Here is a 20845-nt window from a genome sequence, read left to right as displayed (position 1 = left end):
CAGCAGGGCTGATCCTGCTTCACGGACCGCTATCGCCAGAAAAGGGTCCCGGCTGACCGCATGCTATTCGTGATCGCGGAATGAATCCGCAACGGTCCCGCGCCGCGGAGCGGGCGGCATGGCACGGCTAATGTCCCTCCCGGGCCGGTTGGAATTGCGTACTTTCCGCGCGGTCGAAAGTCGTGTCCCGTGCCGCTGGGCGCGGGATGAAGCGCAGGCTCAGCGCCTTGCCCGAGACGTCGCGCAGGATTTCAGGCACGCCCCTGGCTTCCAGCAGTGCCTCCGACAGGAAAGGCTGCAGGAACCAATCCGCCGCGAAGTCCAGAGCATCGATTCGCAGCAAGATCTCTGCGGGCAACGGCGGCGGCACCGCAGTCGCCGTCACTTCGATCCCGCCCTCTCCCGACCGGATGCGGTGCAGAGGCGCCCAACTGACCCTGGGCGATGCGAGTTTGAGGGCCTCACCGTCAGCAGTCAGCCGAACCCCGGCCAGAAGGTCCCGGGCGAAGGCCGCCGTCTCGAACTCCGACACCCGGCCGTCGCCGTCGAGGTCCAGATGCCCCGCCACGGTCTGCCCTTGTGCGGGCGATGGCAGGATTGCCAGGCGCAGCTGGATCCGGTCATCCGCCACCGACAGGAAGGCCTGCTGATCGACATGGCCATGCGGATGCGCCGGTGCCTGCCATGCCGCAAGCACGCAAGCCAACAAGGCCAGAGCCGCTCTCAGTCCGCTTCGATCCATGCCGTGCCATAGTCGTTCTGCGGATCCCGGTACATGCTGTGGGCATGATCGGCATAGTCGCCGCCCAGCCGCTGGGGCGCATATTCCATCACGAGGCGCGGGCCGGTTATCCGGAAATAGGCCGTGCCCAAGCGTCCCTGCGGCCCCCACCAGCCGAACCAGGTCTTGTCGAGACCGGCCCGCACCTCGGCCATCGCCTCCGCGAAATCATCCTCGTTCATGAAGCCTAGCCGCGCTTCGATCACCGCCACCAGAAGCTCGCGCTGCGCCGGAGTCATCGTGCTGCCTTTCACGCCTTCGGGCGCGACCCGAGTTCCGAAGGCCCCCGGCCCCAGCAGGAGCGGAGCCACGCGACCCGACCGGATGGCGGCCTTGCGCTGCTGAGGATCTAGGCTGTCGAGCAGGGTCTGCGCCGCGCCGGTTTCCTCGGCCGTGATGAAGACCTGATCGCCGTCGATGCGCAAATGCAGCGGCTGCCCGCCGGTGAGCATCGGCGAAAAGGTCACCTCCGGGCCGAAGACAGTCACGTTGAGCGCAAGATGATGGCCGCCGAACTGCAGCATCCAAGGCGCCGTTTCCGACGGCTCGCCGAGGAAGGAGACATAGTAGAGGTCGGACGAGAACCGGCGGCCACCCAGGCTGTCCTCTGCTGCCAGCTGCCAGCGGATGTTGCGCATCCCGCGATCGCTGAGCACGCTTGCCAGCAACCGGTCGAGCGCAGCGAGCTGGCTGCGATCCATGTCGCCGCGGCGGATGCCGCGCCGCGCGATGGCTCCGTCCGGCAGGTTCGACCAGTTGGCGCGCTGGTCGTCATCGGAAAGCGGAAAGACCGCAGCGCTGCGCCCGGCAGGCGGCAACGTCGCCAGGAAGGCCTGCGCTGCCGCAACGATGGCGCGGCTCTGGCCATCCGCCTCCGGGACGCCGAATTGCGGCTTCAGCGGGATTATGGCGGCAGGGTTGGCCGATTGCGATGCGGCGGGTCCGGCAAGGACAATGCAAGCCGCCAGTCCAAGACAAAAGGATTTCGCCATGCTCACGCCGTTTCTCCCGGATGCAGCCTACCGCCCGACCTTAGACGCGAACCCCTGCGCTGGACCAATCAGAACATCTTGTCCCCGGACACTGCCGCGATCTCAGGTCGGCCTCAGCTTGTGGTGGCAACCTTTGCGGCCGGAGCACCGGAACCTGCCCCGCTCCGGCAGGCCCTGCCATGCGAGGCCCGTCGCGAAACCGGCAACCTGCGGGCAGCCCAAGCGCGATCTGGACTCGCCAGCGGAAGTTTTCCTGGGGCTGTCCAATTCCGGCTCCGGTCATTCCCGCATCTTCTCCGGCCCTGCCTTCACGGCCCTCCGGCGCGCCTTGGCCTGTCGCGGAAACTTGATCCTGCGCAGGCTCTGGCCCTGCCGCAGCGGCGGCTTAGATGCCGTCGCAGGAGGGAGGACAGACCGAAGGACCTGACCCATGCCGACCATTGCCCGCCAGCTCATCGACACTCTTGCCTCCGCGGACGTTTCCCGCATTTGGGGCGTCACGGGCGACAGTCTCAATGCCATCGCCGATGCGATGCGGCAGAGCCCGCTCGAATTCATGCATGTCCGCCACGAGGAGGCGGCCGCCTTTGCCGCAGGTGCCGAGGCTGCCGTAACGGGCAAGCTTGCCGTCTGTGCCGGGTCCTGCGGACCGGGCAACATGCATCTGGTTAACGGGCTCTTCGACTGCCACCGCAACCGCGTGCCAGTGCTGGCCATCGCCTCGCACATACCGTCCTCGGAGATCGGGCTGGGCTACTTCCAGGAGACCCATCCGACGCAGCTCTTCGCCGAATGCAGCGATTTCTGCGAACTGGTGACGAACCCGGCCCAGATGCCCGCCGTGCTGCACCGCGCGATGGCCACAGCGATCGGGCAGCGGGACGTTGCCGTGATCGTGCTTCCCGGCGACGTATCGCTTCTGGAGGCAGAGGGCGGCACCCCCGGCTTCGCAGCTCCCGCCCTGCCGCAGATGCTGCCCGACGAAGCGGCGCTCGGACAGGCGGCAGAGATCCTGAACGACGCCGGGCGGGTGACGATCCTTGCCGGAGCCGGATGCGCCGGCGCGCATGATGCCGTGGTTGCTCTGGCCGAACGGCTGAAAGCGCCGGTAGTCCATGCCTTCCGGGGCAAGGAGCATCTGGAATGGGACAATCCGAACAGCGTCGGCATGACCGGGCTGATCGGGTTCTCCTCGGGCTATCACGCGCTTCTGGATTGCGATGCCCTGCTGATGCTCGGCACCGGCTTTCCCTACCGCAATTTCTATCCGAAGGGCGTTCCGGTGATCCAGGTGGACCGCGATCCCGGCGCGCTCGGCAAGCGCGTTCCGCTTTCAGTGGGCATTGCCGCGGATGCAGGCGAGACCGCGCGCGCCATGCTGCCGCTGATCGGCACGGACCGCTCCGGTGCCTTCCTCGACCGCGCACTCGCGCATTATGCCAAGGCCCGCAAGGGGCTGGACGATCTGGCCACGCCGCGCGGGCCCGGCAAGCCGCTGCACCCCCAATATGTCTCGAAGATGGTCAACGACATCGCCGGCCCGGACGCGATCTTCGCCGCCGATGTCGGCACGCCCGTCGTCTGGATGGCGCGCTATCTGGAGGCGAACGGCAGGCGGCGCTTTCTCGGCTCGTTCAACCACGGCTCGATGGCCAATGCCCTGCCGCAGGCAATTGGGGCGCAGGCGGCCTGTCCGGGACGGCAGGTGATCTCCTTGTCCGGCGATGGCGGCCTGGCGATGCTGTTCGGAGAGCTGATGACGGCGGTGCAGCTGAAGCTGCCGGTGAAGATCGTGGTGCTGAACAATGGCACGCTTGGCTTTGTCGAGATGGAGCAGAAGGCCTCCGGCTACATTCCCGCCGATGTGGCGCTGGAGAACCCGGATTTCGCCGCCGTCGCACGCGGGCTGGGCCTGTTTTCGCGTCGGGTCGAAAGCTCGGAAGACCTCGAGGGCGCGCTGCGGGAGGCCTTTGCCCATGACGGACCGGCCCTGGTCGATGTGGTCTCGGCCCGGCAGGAGCTGTCGATGCCCCCTGCGATCAAGGCGGAACAAGTCCGGGGGTTCAGCCTCTACATGCTCAAGGCACTGATCAGCGGGCGCGGCGACGAGGTTGTGGCACTTGCTGCGACCAACGTTCTGCGCTGAGGTGGGCGGTCCTGCCGAAAAAATCGGCAATGGGTTCAACAGCCCGTGATCCGTGGACAGGAGAGCGGAACAGCCGGGAAGTTCCGCTCGAGCGCGGCAAGGATGACGGCGAGAGCCCGGTTCGTGCCGCGGCCCTGGATGCCGCCCCTGCCGGACCGTCCGGCCTGAAAGACATGTGATGACCAGTTCACCGATCTCTTCCCCCGAAGCCGCTGACGGGCTGCCGATGCCGCGGCGCCGCAATGCCACGATCGCGGTGATGGCCGGCGTGCTGCTGGTGGTGCTCGACCAGGCCATTGCCAATGTCGCGCTGCCCAGCATGTCGGCCTCGCTCGGTGCCAGCCCGGCGGACACGGTCTGGGTCGTCACCGCCTATCAGCTGGCGCTGGTCATGGGCATCCTGCCCGCCGCGGCCATCGGCGAGAGCTTCGGGCTGCGCCGCAGCTATGCTGCAGGCCTCGCGCTCTTCACCTTGGCCTCGGCCGCCTGCGCGCTGGCCCCCGGCCTCGGCTGGCTGGTCGCCGCGCGCTTCGTGCAGGGCATCGGCGCGGCACCGATGATGGCGCTCGGCATCGCGCTGCTGCGCTTCAGCTGGCCGCAAGGCGGCATGGGCCGCGTCATCGGCTGGATGGCGATGGTCGTGGCGCTCGGCTCGGCGCTGGGACCGACAGCCGGGGCGGCGATCCTGTCGGTCGCCGGCTGGCCCTGGCTCTTCGCGATCAACCTGCCGGTCGGCATCACGGTGCTGCTCCTGCGCCGCTCGCTGCCGGAGCCTCCGGCCTCCGGCCGCAGGGTCGATCCCGGCAGCATCGCGCTGAATGCAGCGGCCTTCGGCTGCCTCGTGACCGGGGCCGACCACGCGCTGCGCAATCCGGTGCTAGGCCTGCCGCTTCTGGCGGCCTCGGCGGCAGCCTTTGTCGCGCTGGTGCTGCGGGAAAGGGGACGCGCCGCGCCGCTGGTGCCGCTCGATCTTCTGGCCAATGCCTCCTTCCGGCTGTCGGTCATCGCCTCGGTCTGCTGCTTCGGCGCGCAGATGGCCGGGTATATCGCCCTGCCCTTCCTGCTGCAGCACGGCCTCGGACTGAGCGTCCTGGCCACGGGGATGTGCATGACGCCCTGGCCGCTGATGGTCGCGCTCTGCGGACCGCAGGCCGGTCGGCTGGCGGATCGCGGCGTATCCGGCGGGATGCTCTGCGCCATTGGCGGCACCTGTCTTGCGGCCGGGCTGGCGCTGGCCGCAGTCCTGCCGGAAACGCACGGACCGCTGCCGATGATCCCGGCGCTGCTTTTGGCCGGGGCCGGGTTCGGGCTGTTCCAGGTGCCCAACAACCGCAACATGCTGATGTCGATCCCGAAGGCACGCTCGGGCGCGGCAGGAGGGATGCAGGGCACGGCGCGGCTGGCGGGGCAGACGGCGGGAGGGCTGGCGATGGGGCTGCTCTTTGCCGCTGCTCCCGCCGCCACGGCGCCGAAACTGGGCCTCGCGCTGGGGGCGGGACTGGCACTTGCCGGGGGACTGGTCAGCCTGCTGCGCAGCGCCGCCCCGGCAGAACCCGCAGAGGTCCTTGCCGGAAGCAAGTGATCCGGCCCTCGGACGAACCGCGGGATCGCCGCCACGGCCTCATATCTCCTCGTCCGGAGCGTTGACGCGCCGGGCCGGGCGCTGTCCTTCCAGGAAGGTCGAGACCGCCGCTTCGGCCATGCTCTCGATCTCTCCGGGCTCCAGCGGGCCGCGCAGGCCGAGGACGATTTCGAAATAGGCGTCGGAGCGAACGAGTCCTAGGAACTGCCCCGCCAGGAGCTGCGGGTCGGCGACGCGGATCTCGCCCTCCGTCTGCGCCCGTTCCAGAACCCGTGCCAGCCAATGCCTGCCGCGCAGCGGGCCAAGCCGGTGGAAGCTTTCGGCCAGTTCCGGCATCCGTCCCGCCTCGGCCACCACCAGCCGGAAAAGCGCGATGGTTCGCGGCCGGGTGAACAGGTCCAGCAAATGCACCGCGAAGCCGGAAAGCGCGGCCTCCAGCGGACGCGCCTGGCCACCGAAAAGCTCGGCAGAGAACATCCGTTCGGTGTTTTCGCGGATCAGCGCCTCGAACAGCCCCTCCTTCGAGCCGAACATCGCATAGATCGTCCGCTTCGATCCGCCTGCCCGCTCAATGATCGCGTCGATGCTGGTCGCCGCGTAGCCCCGTTCGAAGAACAGAGAGGCGGCGGCGTCCAGAAGCGCAGCACGGCGCGGATCGGCATGAAGATCGGGCGCTTCAGTTGTCATTCCGGGTCTCTCCGCTGACTGGGCATTGACTTGGTAATACCTATTACCATAGACGGATGCAAATGCGGTAATGACCGTTACCAGATTCGCGAGCCAAGCCCCGCCAATGCAGATGACCGCTTCCCAGTCCGCCGCCGCCGCGGCGCCTCCCGCCCGGCCGCCCGGACCGCCGGTGCTGAATGCACGCATTGTCGCCGCGCTTTCGGGCGTGCTGATCTCCGCGATGATGTCGGGCCTGAACAGCCGGGCGGGCAGCCTGGCGCTGGCCGACATCGAGGGCGCGACGGGCTGGGGGATCGATGGCGGGTCCTGGATCAGCTCCTGCTACGCAGCTGGCGAATTGCTGGTGATGCCCTTTGCGAGCTGGTTCGCAATCACCTTCACGGTGCGGCGGTTCTACCTGGCAATGCTGGCCACGACCTGCGTGATCGCAGCGGTGCAGCCACTGGTGATCGATCTGCCGCTGCTCCTGGTGTTGCGCACGGTGCAGGGCATTTCTGCCGGTGCGCTGATCCCGATCCTCATGATGATGGCGCTGCGCTTCCTGCCGCCAGCGATCCGGCTGCACGGGCTGGCGCTCTATGCGCTGACCGCGACCTTCACGCCGAATGTTGCACTCTGGGCGGTCGGGCACTGGAGCGATCAGGCCGGCGACCTGCGCTGGATATCCTGGCAGTTCCTGCCCGCTGCGGCGATCTGTGCCGGGCTTGTCGGCTGGGGCCTTCCGGTGGAGCCAGTGATCTGGCCGCGCTTCCGCGGTTTCAATTGGGCGGGCTTCGCCACCGGCGTGCCGGGACTGTTCCTGCTGGCCACCGGGCTGGCACAAGGGAACCGCCTGGACTGGGGACATTCGCCGCTGGTGATGTTCTGCCTCGCCGGCGGAGCGATCTGCCTGACGGCCTACGTGATCTCGGAATGGAGCCACCCGGCGCCCTTCATCCGCTTCTCGCTGCTCGCGCGGCGCAACCTGCATGTCGGTTTCGCGCTGTTCTTCCTGCTGCTCGGCGTGCTCTATTCGGGCGCTGCGCTGCCCGCGGGTTTTCTCGCGACGGTGCAGGGCTACCGCAACCTGCAGGCCGCGCCCTTGGGCCTGCTGATCGGGCTGCCACAGCTGGTCCTGGGCTTTGCGGTCGCGCTGCTGCTCTACCGCAAATGGGTGGATGCCCGTGCGGTCTTTGGCGGCGGGCTGCTGCTGATCGGCCTTTCCTGCCTGTACGCGGCGCGGCTCGACGCAGACTGGACCTGGAGCGAGTTCCTGCCTGCCCAGCTAATGCAGGCCTTCGGACAGCCGATGGCCGTGGTCTCGATGCTGTTTCTCGCCACTTCGGTGGTGCAGCCGATGGAAGGCCCGTACGTCGCCGGGCTGGTCAACACGCTGCGCGCGCTCGGCACGCTCGCAGGCGTCGCCGCCATCGGCCGGATCGAACTTCTGCGCGAGCATTTCCATTCTTCGGTCCTGGTCGGCCATGCTGCGGCGATGGCCGGGACCCTGCCCGGCGGTTTCGATGTCGATACCGTCGAGTCTGCCATCAAGGCGCAGGTCGCAGCCCTGACCGCGGCCGACTGCTATCGCATTCTCGGCTGGACCGCCCTTGCCATGGCGCCCTTCGCCGCCCTCTTCACCCATATCCCGGCGCCGGTGATCCCGCCCGCGCCGCGCCCCGGACCGGAGCCTGCCCAATGACCTTGATCGCCCCGAAACTCCTTGTCGCCGGCACAGTCGTGCTGCTCGGTGCAGCCGGAACCTGGCTGAACCGCCACGAATCCGAAACCGCGCGGCAGTCAACGGCGGATGCCTATCTGGTGGCGGATTACACCAATGTCGCGCCCGAGGTCTCCAGCACGGTGGTCGAGCTGCTGGTCGAGGAGGATCAGAAAGTCGCTACCGGAGACCTTCTTGCCGTGCTCGATGAACGCGATCTCACGCTGGCTGTCTCGGCGGCGGAGGCGGCGCTGGCTTCGGCAGAGGCGGCAGGGCGCGTGCTCGCTGCACAGATCGGCCAGCAGGCGGCGCTGATCCGGCAGGCCGCGGCACAGCTCGATGCCGATGCCGCCGCGCTCGACCTGGCCGGGACAGAGGAACAGCGCGCCCGCGCGCTGGTCTCGCGCAAGTCCGTGTCGCAGCAATCCCTGGACGAAGCAGTCTCGGCCCTCGCTGCCGCCAAGGCAGCCCAGGCCGGCGACGAGGCGGCGCTCGAAGCGGCGAAGGGCCAGCTTGCCGTTTACGAGGGCCAGAAGGACGCGGCCGGGGCCGCAATCGCGCAGGCGAGGGCGGCGCTCGATCTGGCGCGGCTGCAGCTCGGCCATGCGCGCATCACTGCACCGGTAGCGGGCGTGATCGGCCGACAGACCCTGCGCGTCGGCGACTACGCGGCCGCCGGGGTTGCGGTCATGTCGATCGTGCCGCTCGACCGCATCTACGTGAAGGCAAATTTCCGCGAGACCCAGCTTGCCCGCGTCGCGCCGGGCCAGAAGGTGGCGATGACCGTCGACGCGATCCCGCACCGGGTCTTCACCGGCCATGTCGCCAGTCTCGGAGCCGCCTCGAACGCCTCCTACAGCGCCATTGCCCCGGCCAATGCGACCGGCAACTTCACCAAGGTAGCGCAACGCCTGCCGGTGCGCATCGCACTGGATCCGGGCCAGGAAGGGATGGAGCGGATGCGGGTCGGCATGTCGGTCGAGCCCGAGATCGATACGGAAAGCTGAGGCGATGACGCAGGAAAGCACAGGTGAAATCCTGACCTTCTGGACCCAGCAGGACCGGATGCATGGCAGCGAACCGCTGGGACAGTGGCTCTTTGCCGAGATCGGGCGGCTGGGCATCGCGGGCGCGACGCTCGCCGCGGGGCTGGCCGGGCGCGGCCATGACGGCGCCGCCCATGCGGTGACCCTGATGGATCTCGCGGGCCAGCCGCTGCAAGTTTCCGTGGTCGCGCCCGCGGCGGAAATCGACCGCCTGCTCGCAGCTCTGGCGGGGCAGGTTGCAGGACTGTTCTACTCCCGCGTTCCCGCCCGCTTCGGAACGCTCTGAGCCCGCACTGCGGGACAGCGCGGGCTCAGAGCGCCCGGCTCAGTGCACCAGATGAGGCAGCCAGAGCGCGAGCGCAGGGAAGGCGAGGACAAGCGCCACACGGACAAAATCGGCCGCCACATAGGGGGCGATCCCCTTGAAGATCTGCAACACCGGCAGCTCGGGCAGCATCGCCCGCAGGATGAAGACGTTCAGTCCCACCGGCGGGGTGATCATGCTGATCTCCACCACCACCACGGTGACGATCGCCCACCAGACGAGGTCATACCCCAGCCCCGCCACCACCGGTGCCACGATCGGCACGGTCAGGAAGATCATCGCGAACCCGTCCATCAGGCAGCCCAGCACCAGGTAGAAGAGCACGATGCACAGGATCACCGCGAACGGCGCCATGTCGAGCGACTGGATGTAGCCGATCGTCGCCGTCGAGATGCCGGAGAGGTTGATGAACTGGTTCAGCACCAGCGCCCCGGCCGAGACCACGAAGATCATCGCCGCGATGCGCGCAGTCTCGACAAGGCTGCCTGCGAAGACCTCCCAGCTGAGCTTGCGCCGCGCCACGAGGAAGAGGAACGCGCCGCCCGCGCCGATGCCGCCCGCCTCGGTGGCGGTGAACCAGCCTTCCACGAGCCCGCCCATGATCAGCAGGAACAGGAAGACGACGCCCCAGATCCCGTTGAGCGCCCGGATCCGGTCGGTGAAGGAATAGCGCTGACCGGCAGGGGCCCAGCCTGGGCGCGCCCAGGCCATCACCGCCATGACCCCGACATAGGCCAGCACCTGCAGGAGACCGGGCAGGAAGCCTGCGACGAAAAGTTCGCCCACGCTCTGCTCGGTCAGGAGCGCATAGATGATCAGCGCGCCCGAGGGCGGAATCAGCACGCCCATCGTGCCGCCTGCCGCGACCGATCCCGCCGAGAAGCCGCGGTCGTATTCGGCCTTGTTCATCTCGGGGATGGCGATGCGGGCCATGGTGGCTGCGGCCGCCGCCGATGAGGCGCACATCGCGGCGAAGCCGCCGCAGGCAACGATTGTCGCCATGCCGATGCCGCCAGGCAGATGGCCGAGCCAGCGCCGCGCCGCTTCGAACATCTCGGCGGCCATGCCGGCACGGACGATGAACACGCCCATCAGGATGAAAAGCGGCAGCACCGAGAACTGGTAGTTCATCGCGAGATTCATCACCTGCTGCTCGGAGATGGCAAGTGCAGCCGAGATCCCGCGGGGATGAAGGAGCGCGATGCCCGCGGCCCCGCAGGACATCATCACCAGACCGAGCGGAAGCCGGGTGAAGGCGATCAGCGCGAAAAGCGCGAGAAGGACGAGCGCACTGAGCATCATTCCACCTCGGGCGGCAGGGGCTTTTCGCCGATGCCGAAGAGCGGCTGGACCGCAAACCAGGCGGCAAGCCCGGAGAAAAGCGCGGCGACATAGACCCAAGGCGCGACAGGGGCCTCGAAATAGACCGTCTCGGTGCCGAAGCGGGCGAGCCGTCCGGCCTGGTCGAGGATCATCCAGGCAAAGACCGCCATTGCGGCGGCCTCCAGGAGCGCACTCAGCGCCCTTTCGCCCCGCTTCAGCCGGGGGCCGTAGAAATCGGACAGCAGTCCGACGCGGATATGGCTGTCGGTCTTCACCACCAGCGGGATGGCGGAGAAGAAGAACAGCATCAGCGCGAAGCTGACCATTTCGCTGGCCCCGCCCAGCGGATGGCCGAGCTTGCGGCCGATGCTGTCGGCAAAGGCGACGAGTCCCATGAAGACAATGGCCGCGCCCGAAACGGCCATGCAGGCCTGTTCGAGCCGCCGGTTCAGCTTGCGCAGCATGGCGACGCCCTGCCCTGTCGGCCGTGCCCCGGCCGCACGCGGCCGGGAGCTGGCATCCGTTGCGGAATGGCTCACTGCGAGGTCTCTCCGCCGGTTTCGCGCGCGAGGACCGAGCGGTAGAAGGCAACGACCTCGTCCGGATCCGCGATCCCCTTCCTCGCGGCCGCCGCCTTCCATTCCTCGAGACTTGCGGAAAAGAGCTGTTCCATCCCGGCCAGTTCAACGCCCGAGACGACATGGGCCGGAATGTCCCCGACATCGTCGTCGAGCGCGTTCTCCTCGGCATCCGCCGCCGCCCCCGACCGCGCCGGAAGCCCCTCGGCGGCGCGCAGGACGGCGGCCTGCTGGTCGGCGTCGAGCGCTTCCCAGCGCTCCTGAGAAATGAAGACGATAAAGGACAGTGAGCCGATGCCGCCGGGGATCCGGGTGATCGAGGTCACCTTGTCGAGAAAGCGCGCGCCCTGGGCGGATCCCGGCGTCATGATGACCGCATCCACCGTGCCCTTGGTGACGTATTCGTAGAGATCGGTGAATTCGGAATTCACCGGGACGGCACCCAGGGTCTTGGCGATGCCGGTCAGCCGGCCAGGCGGCGACCAGAGCTTGACGCCCTCGAAATCCTCCACCGTTTCGATTTGGCGTCCGTCAACGGACAGCACCTGGCGGCCGGGCAGGACGCTGAGCGACAGGACCTTGACGCCCTTCAGCTCGGCCTTGTCCGCGAAGTATTTCTGGTAGGTTTCCCAGAGCGCGACCGAGGCGGCACGGGCAGTGGGCGACATCAGCGGCAGGTCGGAGATCTGGTTCAGCGCCACCATCTGCCGGACCACGCCGGAGGACACGATGGCCATGTCGGCAATGCCATCGCGGACCATCTCGTATTGCCGGTCCGAGGGCGCCAGCGTCGTTTCCGGGATTGTCACCGTCACCGAGCTGCCAGATTCGCGCTCGATGGCCGCTGCGAAGTCCTCGATCGCGACTTTCCGCAGCTCGTCATGTGGCGGCAGGAAGGCGTTGAAGATGAGCTCCTCCGCCAGAAGCCCCGTCGGCGCGAGCGCCAGCATAGTAGTGGCAAGAAGCCTGCCGAATTTGGTCATTGTGTCCTCCCGAAATCGTCTGGCCCTCTGCGGGACCGCTTGCGTGATATCGTCGGTGCCGGTTCCGCCCGGCAAAGCCTGCGGGGCGGAACGTTCCACATTGCGGAATGCGCCGTGGCGTCGGAGCTGTCAGGCCGCAGGGACGGCCGCGCGGGCCGACGCGGCGGCAGTCTCGGCCGCCACCTCGCAGGCGATGCGCCCGAGCCCTTCGATCTCCAGTTCCATCCGGTCGCCCGGGACCAGGAACCGTCCCGTCGGCGCGCCGATGCCCGAGGGCGTGCCGGTGGCGAGGATGTCGCCCGGCTGCAGCGTCATGACCGTGCTGAGATAGGCGATCTGGTCGTAGATGTCGTAGATCATGTCATTGGTGCGCGCGTCCTGGCGCAGTTCGCCATTGACCGAAAGCTGCATCCGCAGGTCCAGCGGATCGGCGATCTCGTCATCGGTGGTGATCCAGGGACCCGCCGGTCCGTGGGTGTCGAAGGATTTCCCCAGCGTAAAAGTCGGCGATTTCGGCAGCCAGTCGCGCGCCGAGACATCGTTGACGATCAGGTACCCTGCGATCACGCCGCGGGCCTCTTCGCGGCGGACATGGCGGCAGCGGCGGCCGATCACCACGCCCAGCTCGATCTCGTAGTCCATCTTGTCCGACGCATCGGGCTTGACCACCGGATCAAAGGGCGCGTTCAGGCAGGAAACCTGCTTGTTGAACCACATCTGGGTCTCGGGGATCGCGATCCCGGCGGCGCGGGCTTCCTCGGCGTGCCTGGCGTAGTTCATGCCGATGGCCAGGAATTTCTGCGGGTCCGGCACCGGGATCTCCAGCCGCACGGCGTCGAGCGCGTGGAACGGCCCGTCGCAGGCCATGATCGGGGCGCGCAGCCGATCGAGATCGGCGATGACGTCGCGCATGGTCCTGTCGCCAAGGACCTGCGTCAGATCGGTCATGCGGGGGCCGTCGACCCGCCCGATGCGGGTGCTGCCATGAATCGTGAAACGGGCGAGCTTCATTCTGGTCTGCCTTCTGGTCCAGGTTGCCCGGCCCCGGCGTTTGAGGGCCAGGCGGGGGGAGAGATCAGAGGGCGAAGAGCTTCTCGGCATTGCCGGAGAAGATCTTGGCCTTCACCACGTCGGTGACGTCCAGTTCCTCAATGGCGGGCACGCCGTCATGGAACCAGTCCTTGCGGATCGGATAGGACGCGCCATAGAGGATGTTGTCCTCGCCCAGCACCTTGACCGCGCATTCGAGCTGCGCCTTGCCCCATTGCGGCGGGCCGGAAATGTCGAAGAACAGGTTGTTCGTGAGCTGCTCGCGCAGGTTCGACCGCCCCGTGTCGAACCGGTCCACCGCGTCGCCATAGGCATGCTTGGGCTTCGGCACCAGCATGTCGGCAAAGGCGAAGAAGCCGCCGCCGAGCATGGAATGGCTCAGCCGCAGATTCGGGAAGCGGTCGAAGAGCCCCGAGAACAGCTCGCGCCCGACGGCGGTGCCCTGCGCGATGCAGCGGCCGTACTGGCGGCGCTGGTTGTTGAAATCGAGGATCGAGCCATGGTCGACGGGGAGCGGCGTGTGATGCACGACGGCAGGCAGCCTGCGGTCGTCGAGGAATTCGAAATAGGGGAAGAACGCCGCGTCGTCGAGATAGATGTCGCCGTACTTGCAGGCCATCTGGACGCCCTTGAAGCCCAACTCGTCGATGCAGCGCTCGACCTCGGCGATCATGTCCTTCGACCCCCAGGGCGGACAGACGGCCAGCGCGGTAAAGCGGCCGCCGGATTTCGAGACATACTCGGCCAGCCCGTCATTCAGCCGCTTCGAGCAGTCCAGATCCAGCCATTCCTGCCAGACCGGGATGCGGAACACGGCATGGTCGATGCCGGCCTTGTCCATGTCCTCGAGCTGGCTCTCGATGCTGTATTGGCCCTCGGCGTAGTTGATGTTCACCACGCCCTTCGGTTCCTCGATGATGATCTGGCGGATGTCCCTGTCCTTCACCGGCTCCATGCGGACATGGATGCCGTGGTGGCGCGGGATGCAGGCCATCATCCGCTCGCGCAGCGTCTCGTCGGTGAACAGCGTGTCGGGCAGCCAATGCATGTTGGCGTCGATGACGCGATGGGTGATCTTCGCCGCGCTCTGCGGCTGCTTCTCGGTATCGAGCATCATTCGTCTCTCTGGTATCTGGTGGATGGGCTCCGCCGGGATCAGCGGATGTCTTCCTTGACGGCGACGCGCTTCATGGTGTCCTCGGTGAAGACCTCCCTGCCGCGCCGCCCCTCGCGGGCGTCGTCGGGCCGCTTCATGCCGGCCTTGACGTGGTATTCCATGAAAAGGTCCTCCACCTCCTGGCGGGGCATGATGTCGTCGATATTGTCGAAGGGCTGGCCGCCCGAGGCTTCCTCGACCAGCCGCCGGATCACCTCCGGCCCCTCGCCGCGATTGGCGATGACCAGCCTGTTCACGAACTCGCGCCGTTCCGCCTCGTAGGCGGCGAAGGCCTCTGCGGGATCCGCGATGGCGCCCAGCTTCTCCGCGATCACGCGGGCATCGACCAGCGCCTGGCAGACGCCGTTGCCGCCCCTCGGATACATCGCATGGGCCGCGTCGCCGACCAGCGTCACCCGGCCGAAGGACCAGCGGTCCAGCGGGTCGTTGTCGATCAGCGGATAGATGTAGATCTCTCGTGCGTCGCGGATCATCTCGCCCACGTCGAGGAAACCGAGCTTCACATCGGCGAAGACGTCCTGGATGTCCTCGGGGCCGACGCGGACGCTCCAGTCCTCGACGCCCTTCGGCTTGCCCTGCTGCTCGCAGACCCAGTTGACCAGCTGGCTGCCCTCGCCATCCTCGTCATTGGCGATCGGATAGACGATCAGGCTGCCCTGGCGGATCGGGTCGCCTATATGCAGGATTGTGCCGCCATTCCCGTAGGGCTTCATCACCGTCACGCCGCGATACATGGCGACGCCGGAGTAATGGGTGCGCGTGGCGTCGGGGTGCAGCTGGCGCTTCACGACCGAATGGATGCCGTCGACGCCGATCACGGCGTCATGGCGGGCCGTGCTGCCATCCTCGAAAACCAGCGTCACGCCGGCATCGTCCTGCACGAAGCTGGCAAGTCGGCGGCCCAGTTGCACGGTTTCCGCGCCCATGCGGTCCTTCACCGCATCGAGCAGCATGAACTGGAAGGTGCCGCGATGCACGAAGCGCTGCTCGTGGTCATAGCCCATGTGGCGGCCGCATTTCTCGGTGAAGATCTGCTGGCCGTGGCCGGTGTAGAAGGTCGAGTCCCTCGCCTCGACCGAGATCTTCCGAAACGCCTCCAGAAGTCCCATCTCGGTGACTTCCTTCGTGCCGTAGACCTTGATGTCGATGCCGACGCCGAGCGGCTTCAGCTCGGGCGCGGCCTCGTAGATGGTGGGGGTGATCCCCTGCTGATGCAACCTCAGCGAAGTGGCGAGCCCGCCCGGGCCTGCGCCGATGATGGCGATGTCGAGCATCTCGGATGCCTCCTAGTCAATCTCCCGCGGCCGGATGCCCGCAGGTCTCCCTTGCGCGGCGCCATTGGCGCGCGCCCCGTGATCTCCGGGCCACCTGCCCGGCCGGGTATTTCTGGTGATCGGGGGCGGGCTTCCGTCCCGCCTGTGCCTTGCCCGATCCTCTCCCATCCCGCCTTGCGCGGCCATGGAAGAGGGCCGGAATGTTCATATTGCGGAAAGCCCGTTCAGCCCGCCCGCGTGACGGTGATCTGGCTCAGAAGCACCTGCCAGCCATCTGCGGTCTTGACTGAGACGACGCTGCCGAAGCCGTCGAGAACGGCGATCTCTCCGGTCCCGTGGCGCTTCACCGTATTGGTTGTCGGGCCGGTGATGAGGACGGCACCCGCCGCCTGGCGCAGTTCCAGCGCGCCACGCGCGATCGAGACGAAACCGCCCATGCGGGTGACATGCGCGATAAATTCGGCCTTGCCGTGAACATTTCCCCTGGAATGGACATGGCACAGGTCGTCATGCAGGATCTTCCCCAGTTCCGCCGGATCGGCGGAGACCAGTGCGGCCCGGCGGCGGGTCTCGAACCCGAGGATCTCTTGGCCCAGCGGCGAAGCATGATCGATCAGCCCCATCACACCAGCCCCTCGTAGCTGCCGCCGTCGAGCTGCAGGTTCTGCCCCGAGATGAACCCCGCCTGCGCCGAGCACAGATAGGCGCAGGCATCGCCGAATTCCTCCGGCCGGCCGAAACGCTTCGCCGCGATGGTCTCCGCCGCCTTCGCGCGTGCCTCTTCATAGGTGATGCCGTCCAGTGCCATCCGCCGCTTTGCCATGAAATCCTGGCGCGGCGTGTCGATGCGCTCGGGCAGCAAATTGTTGATCGTCACGTTCGAGGCCACCGTGTCGCGCGAGACCGCCTTCGACAGCGCGGTCAGCGCGGCACGCGCGGCGGTCGAGAGCCCCATCATGTAATGCGGTGCCTTCACCATGGCCGATGTGATGTTGACGATCCGACCGAAGCCCCGCGCCTTCATCCCCGGCACATGGGCGCGGATCAGCTGCGCGGCGGGGATCATGTTCGCCTGCATCGCCGCAATCAGCGCGAGTTCGTCCCAGTCCTCCAGCGCGCCCGGCGGCGGACCTGCATTATTGGTCACGAGAATGTCGACCTGCGGGTGGGCGGCGAGGATCGCGGCGCGTCCCTCGGCAGTTGTCAGATCGGCGGCCAGCACCTCCACCTCTGCTCCCGGCACGTCGGCGCGCAGCGCGGCAGAGGCCGCCTCAAGCTTTCCCGCGTCGCGTCCGTTCAGGACGACGTGGACGCCCTCCTTTGCAAGGGAAGTGGCGCAGGCCAGCCCCAGCCCCTGCGACGAGGCGCAAATGAAGGCCATGCGGCCAGAAATTCCCAGATCCATCGCGTCAGTCCTCCGCGAGCGTCAAAGTGAAGAAATCCGTCATTGCCGCCCAGGAACGCCGGTCGGCCCAGGGGTCGTGCCCGGCAAAGGGCGGACGGCCCGGCTGGACCGGCTCGGTGAAAGCGTGCTTCGCGCCGCTGTAGAAAGTCAGTTCCCAGGGCGTTCCCGCCGCGTCCATCGCTGCGGTCAGGGGTGCAATATCATCCGCCTTTCCCATCGGATCGGCCGCGCCGACGCAAAGCAGGAGCCGCGCGCGCGATGCCGCGCTCCAGTCCCTGCCCACTGTTGCGATGCCGGGATGGAAAGCCACGCCGGAGCGGATCGCCAGGCCGACGCGCACCGCCTCCATCACCCCCGCCCCGCCGAGGCAGTAGCCGAGCGCGCCGATCCGCGTCGGATCGACTTCGGACCGCGCGGCCAGCACCTGCCGCGCCGCCTCGATCCGCCCGGTCCAGCCTGTGCGGTCTGCGGCCAGCCCGGCGATCAGCGGCCCGATTTCCGCCATGCCCGCGGGCTGTTCGCGACCGCCCCATAGATCGGCGGCAAGCACGGCGAAGCCCTCCTCCGCCAGCCGGTCCGCCACGCCCAGGATGAAACCGTCGAGTCCGTGCGCTCCATGCAGAAGCAGGATGCCGGGCAGCCTGCGCTCTGTCTCCGGCGCCACGAAGCGGCCCGACATCTCCAGCCCGGCATGGGAATAAATCGCGTCTTCGCCGGTCATCGCATCCTCCTGCCCAGTCGTTGCGGCTTCCTTGAAGCGGCCCTTCCCGACCCCGGCAACGCAGAACGGACAGGCCTGTCCGCAGTGCGGAACCCGCCCGACGCTGTCCGCATTGCGGAAGCCCGCCCGTGCCCGTTCTTGCGCCCCGCCCCGCGCGGCGCAGTGTGCCTGGCGCGCAGAACCGAGCCGGAGGAGCCCATGCCGCACTGCATCGTCGAATATTCCGCCAATCTGGAGGCCGAGGGCGCCGTCGGCGCGCTGCTGGAAAAGCTCGCCGCGCATTTCCGCACGGCGCCGGACGTCTTCCCGCCGGGCGGCATCCGCGTCCGCGCCTGGCCGGTGACGCAGTACGTGATCGCGGACGGCAATCCGGAGCATGGTTTCGTCAATGTCACGTGCCGGATCGGTGCCGGACGCCCGGCGGAGATCCGCAAGGCGTTCTTTGCTGCGGGATTCGAGATCGTCACCGGGCATTTCGCGGAACTTTCCGCCCGCCGCGGCATCGGCATCACCTTCTACGTAGATCAGGCCGATCCGGAAGGGTCATGGAAAACCAACAGCATACCTGCCTTTCTGGCGCCAGTGCGAGGTTAGGCTCCATTTTTCGATATATCTTGACTTCCGATATATCTAAAATTAGACAGAGCCCATGAAACACGAGAGAGACAACGCATCGGGCCCGCGTGAAAGAGGCCGGAAGGGACATGGACAGGGCGGCGGACGCCGCGGCAGGCGCGCTTTCGACAATGGCACGCTCCGCCTCCTGATCCTGCAGATGATCGGGGACCGCCCCCGCCATGGCTACGAGATCATGGACGAAATGGAGGCGCGGACTGCCGGCGCCTACCGGCCCAGCCCGGGGGTCCTCTACCCCAACCTTTCCTCGCTGGAGGAGGACGGGCTGATCGCCTGCGAGGCCGCCGACGGCCGTCGCAAGCTGTGCTCCATTACCCCGCTCGGGCAGGAGCACCTGAAGCTGAACGCCGCAAAGCTGGAAGCAAGGGGCACCAAGCCCGAATGCGGCGGCCGCCGCTTCCGCCGCGAGGCACCGCCCGAGATTGCCGACGCGATGGACCGGCTGAAATCCGCGCTGCGCGGCCGTTTCCTCGGGAGGGCTCCGGGCCCCGAAGCCATCGCAACCGCCGCTGCCGCGATCCGCGCGGCCGCCGAAACCATCGACGCGCTGGAGACTTCCCCCTCCGCCCTCCCCGCCAAGGATGCCGACATGACCCAGATCATCACCCGCCACCGCCACGAGCTGCGCCGCCGCGAGCTGACCGTGCGCGAGATCACCGACATCACCCCGAACATGCGCCGCATCGTGCTGGACGGCGCGGAGCTGGACGGCTTCTCCAGCCTCGGCTTCGACGATCACATCAAGCTGTTCTTCGAGACCGGGGGCGAGAAGCCCGAGATGCGCGACTACACCCCGCGCGCCCATGACGGCGGGACGCTGACCCTCGATTTCGCCATCCACGAAGCCGGTCCGGCGACGGCCTGGGCACAGGGCGCAGCTGTCGGAGACACGCTGCGCATCGGCGGGCCTCGGGGCAGCCAGGTGATCGCACCGGTCTTCGACTGGTACCTGCTCGTGGGCGACGAGACCGCGCTTCCGGCGATCGGGCGGCGGGTCGAGGAACTGCCCGAGGGCGTGACCGTGGTGACGCTCGCCGCCGTGACCGGCGCGGCGGAAGAGCAGGCCTGGCAGAGCGCCGCGACGCAGGAGACGCATTGGGTCCATCGCGCCGACGCGGCTGACCCGGCCCCGGTCCTCGAGGCGCTGGAGGCGCTGGACCTGCCCGAGGGCAAGGGCTTCATCTGGATCGCGGCCGAGGCCGGCGTGGCGCGCGCGCTCAAAATCCACATGCTGCAGGATCGCGGCCATCCCGGCGAGTGGCTGAAGGCCTCGGGCTACTGGACCAAGGGCCAGGCGGACGCTGCCGACAAGTCGCTCGGCTGAACCTCCGTCCCGGAAACGACGGGCCGCGCGGGGTCTCTCCGGCGCGGCCTTTTTCATGCTTGCAAGCTTCGCGTGTCGCGGGCAGGCAGGGATCAGGCAAGCTGCAGGAACTTCTCCAGCGTCGGCAGCTCGGATGTCAGCGCGGGCAGCGCAGGATCCGCACCCTCGAACTCGGTCGCCTCCATGAACCATTTCTCCTGCGCCGGCAGGCCCCACTGGTCGGCGCGGCGCGGGTCGTCAAGGCTCCAGCCCACCGGCGGCTCCAGGTCGATATGTTGGTAGTGCGTGTTGAAGAGCTCGATCCGGTGCCCGTCCGGGTCGCGGAAATAGATGAACATCGCCCCCGAGATGCCGTGCCGTCCCGGCCCCCGTTCCAGCCGCCGCCCATAGCCGAGCGCGCCGGCCACGTCGCAGGCATGGACCAGATCGGCGGCATCGCGCAGGCAATAGGCGAAATGATGCAGCCGCGGCCCCGGTCCATTCGTGTAGACGAGGTCATGGGGATTGCCCTTGCGCTGCATCCAGACACCCCAGAGGTTCACGCCGGCCGCATCCTCCGAATAGGTGTATTCCGAGGTGCGGAAGCCCAGCGGATGCCAGAAGCCCAGCCCCCTGCCCACGTCCTGCGCCTGAAGCTGCCAGTGATCCGCCCGCTGCGCCGCCGCGCCGCGATAGCCGTCATAGGCCATGAACATCCGCTCCTTCAGCGGCATGGAGGCGGTCAGTTCCACCGGCGTGCCAAGGCTGTCGCGGAACTGCAGCGTGGGCCCCTGGAAGGGCACGTCCACGATCTGCGTGGCGACGCCGATGCTGCCGAAATGGTCCTGCGCTTTCCGGATGTCGTCGGCGGTCTGGACACGCATGCCGATGCGCTCGCAGAGCGGCCGGTCGCCCGCCCTCAGGACGAGGCTGTGATGGCAGTTCTCCTCGCGCCCGCGCAGCCAGAGCGTCCCGCTGTCCTCGTCGGAGACGACGAGGCCGCAGAGCTCGGTGTAGAAGGCGCGCGACGCGTCGAGGTCGCGGACGCGCAGCACGGTATGGCTGGCGCGGGTGATGTTGAAGGGCGGAGCGAGCACCGGCTCGGGGATATGCATGTCTGGGTCCTCCTCGGGG

20 protein-coding genes are annotated in these 20845 nt (G+C 67.6%); 7 read left to right on the top strand and 13 right to left on the bottom strand.

Going from position 1 to position 20845, the window contains the following annotated elements:
* Positions 1-127: 127 nt before the first annotated feature.
* A complete protein-coding gene (locus HCC78_RS11320; RefSeq protein WP_172328887.1) occupies positions 128-742 on the bottom strand; it encodes a hypothetical protein in 615 nt (204 codons plus the stop codon).
* Positions 724-1773: a DUF3500 domain-containing protein gene (locus tag HCC78_RS11315; protein WP_172328886.1), complete on the bottom strand. Its 1050-nt coding sequence runs from the start codon at positions 1771-1773 to the stop codon at positions 724-726. Before HCC78_RS11315 ends, HCC78_RS11320 begins: the two co-directional genes overlap by 19 nt.
* Positions 1774-2203: 430 nt before the next feature.
* On the opposite strand from HCC78_RS11315, the gene poxB reads away from it, so the two are divergent.
* The gene (gene poxB / locus HCC78_RS11310; RefSeq protein WP_172328885.1) at positions 2204-3919 is read left to right on the top strand and encodes a ubiquinone-dependent pyruvate dehydrogenase; all 1716 of its coding nucleotides are present in this window, start codon (positions 2204-2206) and stop codon (positions 3917-3919) included.
* Between the two features lie 178 nt (positions 3920-4097).
* Positions 4098-5501, top strand: coding sequence for an MFS transporter (locus HCC78_RS11305; RefSeq protein ID WP_172328884.1), 1404 nt, complete (start codon positions 4098-4100; stop codon positions 5499-5501).
* Positions 5502-5540: 39 nt separating this feature from the next.
* Here HCC78_RS11305 and HCC78_RS11300 read toward each other — a convergent pair whose 3' ends face one another.
* Entirely contained in the window at positions 5541-6188 is a 648-nt protein-coding gene (locus HCC78_RS11300) for a TetR/AcrR family transcriptional regulator (RefSeq protein WP_172328883.1), read from the bottom strand.
* 172 nt (positions 6189-6360) lie between these two features.
* Between HCC78_RS11300 and HCC78_RS11295 the strand changes: the two genes are divergently transcribed.
* From HCC78_RS11295 to HCC78_RS11285, 3 genes are read left to right on the top strand one after another with little or no spacing between them, the layout of a single operon-like run.
* Entirely contained in the window at positions 6361-7872 is a 1512-nt protein-coding gene (locus HCC78_RS11295; protein WP_371743813.1) for an MFS transporter, read from the top strand.
* A complete protein-coding gene (locus HCC78_RS11290) occupies positions 7869-8897 on the top strand; it encodes an HlyD family secretion protein (RefSeq protein WP_172328881.1) in 1029 nt (342 codons plus the stop codon). The genes HCC78_RS11295 and HCC78_RS11290 overlap by 4 nt, the downstream gene beginning before the upstream one ends.
* A gap of 4 nt (positions 8898-8901) precedes the next feature.
* On the top strand, positions 8902-9222 hold the full coding sequence (locus HCC78_RS11285) for a DUF190 domain-containing protein (RefSeq protein WP_172328880.1): 321 nt from the start codon (positions 8902-8904) through the stop codon (positions 9220-9222).
* Positions 9223-9261: 39 nt separating this feature from the next.
* Here the strand turns inward: HCC78_RS11285 and HCC78_RS11280 are convergent, their stop codons facing one another.
* The 9 genes from HCC78_RS11280 to HCC78_RS11240 all read right to left on the bottom strand — a co-directional run bounded on the left by HCC78_RS11280 (position 9262) and on the right by HCC78_RS11240 (position 17772).
* On the bottom strand, positions 9262-10560 hold the full coding sequence (locus tag HCC78_RS11280; protein WP_216671117.1) for a TRAP transporter large permease: 1299 nt from the start codon (positions 10558-10560) through the stop codon (positions 9262-9264).
* Complete coding sequence (locus HCC78_RS11275) at positions 10560-11123, bottom strand: TRAP transporter small permease subunit (protein WP_172328878.1); 564 nt, start codon at positions 11121-11123, stop codon at positions 10560-10562. The genes HCC78_RS11280 and HCC78_RS11275 overlap by 1 nt, the downstream gene beginning before the upstream one ends.
* Complete coding sequence (gene dctP, locus HCC78_RS11270; RefSeq protein ID WP_172328877.1) at positions 11120-12145, bottom strand: TRAP transporter substrate-binding protein DctP; 1026 nt, start codon at positions 12143-12145, stop codon at positions 11120-11122. Before dctP ends, HCC78_RS11275 begins: the two co-directional genes overlap by 4 nt.
* 129 nt (positions 12146-12274) lie before the next feature.
* The gene (locus HCC78_RS11265) at positions 12275-13156 is read right to left on the bottom strand and encodes a fumarylacetoacetate hydrolase family protein (protein WP_172328876.1); all 882 of its coding nucleotides are present in this window, start codon (positions 13154-13156) and stop codon (positions 12275-12277) included.
* A 64-nt stretch (positions 13157-13220) separates the two neighbouring features.
* Complete coding sequence (locus HCC78_RS11260) at positions 13221-14312, bottom strand: amidohydrolase family protein (protein WP_216671116.1); 1092 nt, start codon at positions 14310-14312, stop codon at positions 13221-13223.
* A gap of 38 nt (positions 14313-14350) precedes the next feature.
* The gene (locus HCC78_RS11255) at positions 14351-15646 is read right to left on the bottom strand and encodes an FAD-dependent monooxygenase (RefSeq protein WP_172328875.1); all 1296 of its coding nucleotides are present in this window, start codon (positions 15644-15646) and stop codon (positions 14351-14353) included.
* A 224-nt stretch (positions 15647-15870) separates the two neighbouring features.
* The gene (locus HCC78_RS11250) at positions 15871-16269 is read right to left on the bottom strand and encodes a nuclear transport factor 2 family protein (RefSeq protein ID WP_172328874.1); all 399 of its coding nucleotides are present in this window, start codon (positions 16267-16269) and stop codon (positions 15871-15873) included.
* The gene (locus HCC78_RS11245) at positions 16269-17051 is read right to left on the bottom strand and encodes an SDR family oxidoreductase (protein WP_172328873.1); all 783 of its coding nucleotides are present in this window, start codon (positions 17049-17051) and stop codon (positions 16269-16271) included. Before HCC78_RS11245 ends, HCC78_RS11250 begins: the two co-directional genes overlap by 1 nt.
* Positions 17052-17055: 4 nt before the next feature.
* Positions 17056-17772: a dienelactone hydrolase family protein gene (locus tag HCC78_RS11240; protein WP_172328871.1), complete on the bottom strand. Its 717-nt coding sequence runs from the start codon at positions 17770-17772 to the stop codon at positions 17056-17058.
* 198 nt (positions 17773-17970) lie between these two features.
* Between HCC78_RS11240 and HCC78_RS11235 the strand changes: the two genes are divergently transcribed.
* Both HCC78_RS11235 and HCC78_RS33165 read left to right on the top strand, forming a co-directional pair.
* Positions 17971-18366 (top strand): 5-carboxymethyl-2-hydroxymuconate isomerase, encoded by a 396-nt coding sequence (locus HCC78_RS11235; protein WP_172328869.1) that lies wholly within the window; start codon positions 17971-17973, stop codon positions 18364-18366.
* A gap of 181 nt (positions 18367-18547) precedes the next feature.
* Entirely contained in the window at positions 18548-19732 is a 1185-nt protein-coding gene (locus HCC78_RS33165) for an SIP domain-containing protein (RefSeq protein WP_216671115.1), read from the top strand.
* A gap of 92 nt (positions 19733-19824) precedes the next feature.
* Here HCC78_RS33165 and HCC78_RS11220 read toward each other — a convergent pair whose 3' ends face one another.
* Positions 19825-20826, bottom strand: coding sequence for a VOC family protein (locus HCC78_RS11220; RefSeq protein WP_172328868.1), 1002 nt, complete (start codon positions 20824-20826; stop codon positions 19825-19827).
* Positions 20827-20845 lie beyond the last annotated feature (19 nt).

This window comes from Mangrovicoccus sp. HB161399 (assembly GCF_013184745.1).
Classification (GTDB): Bacteria; Pseudomonadota; Alphaproteobacteria; order Rhodobacterales; family Rhodobacteraceae; genus Mangrovicoccus.
Note: the sequence above shows the minus strand (reverse complement) of the source record. Positions and strands in the feature narration are given on the sequence as shown.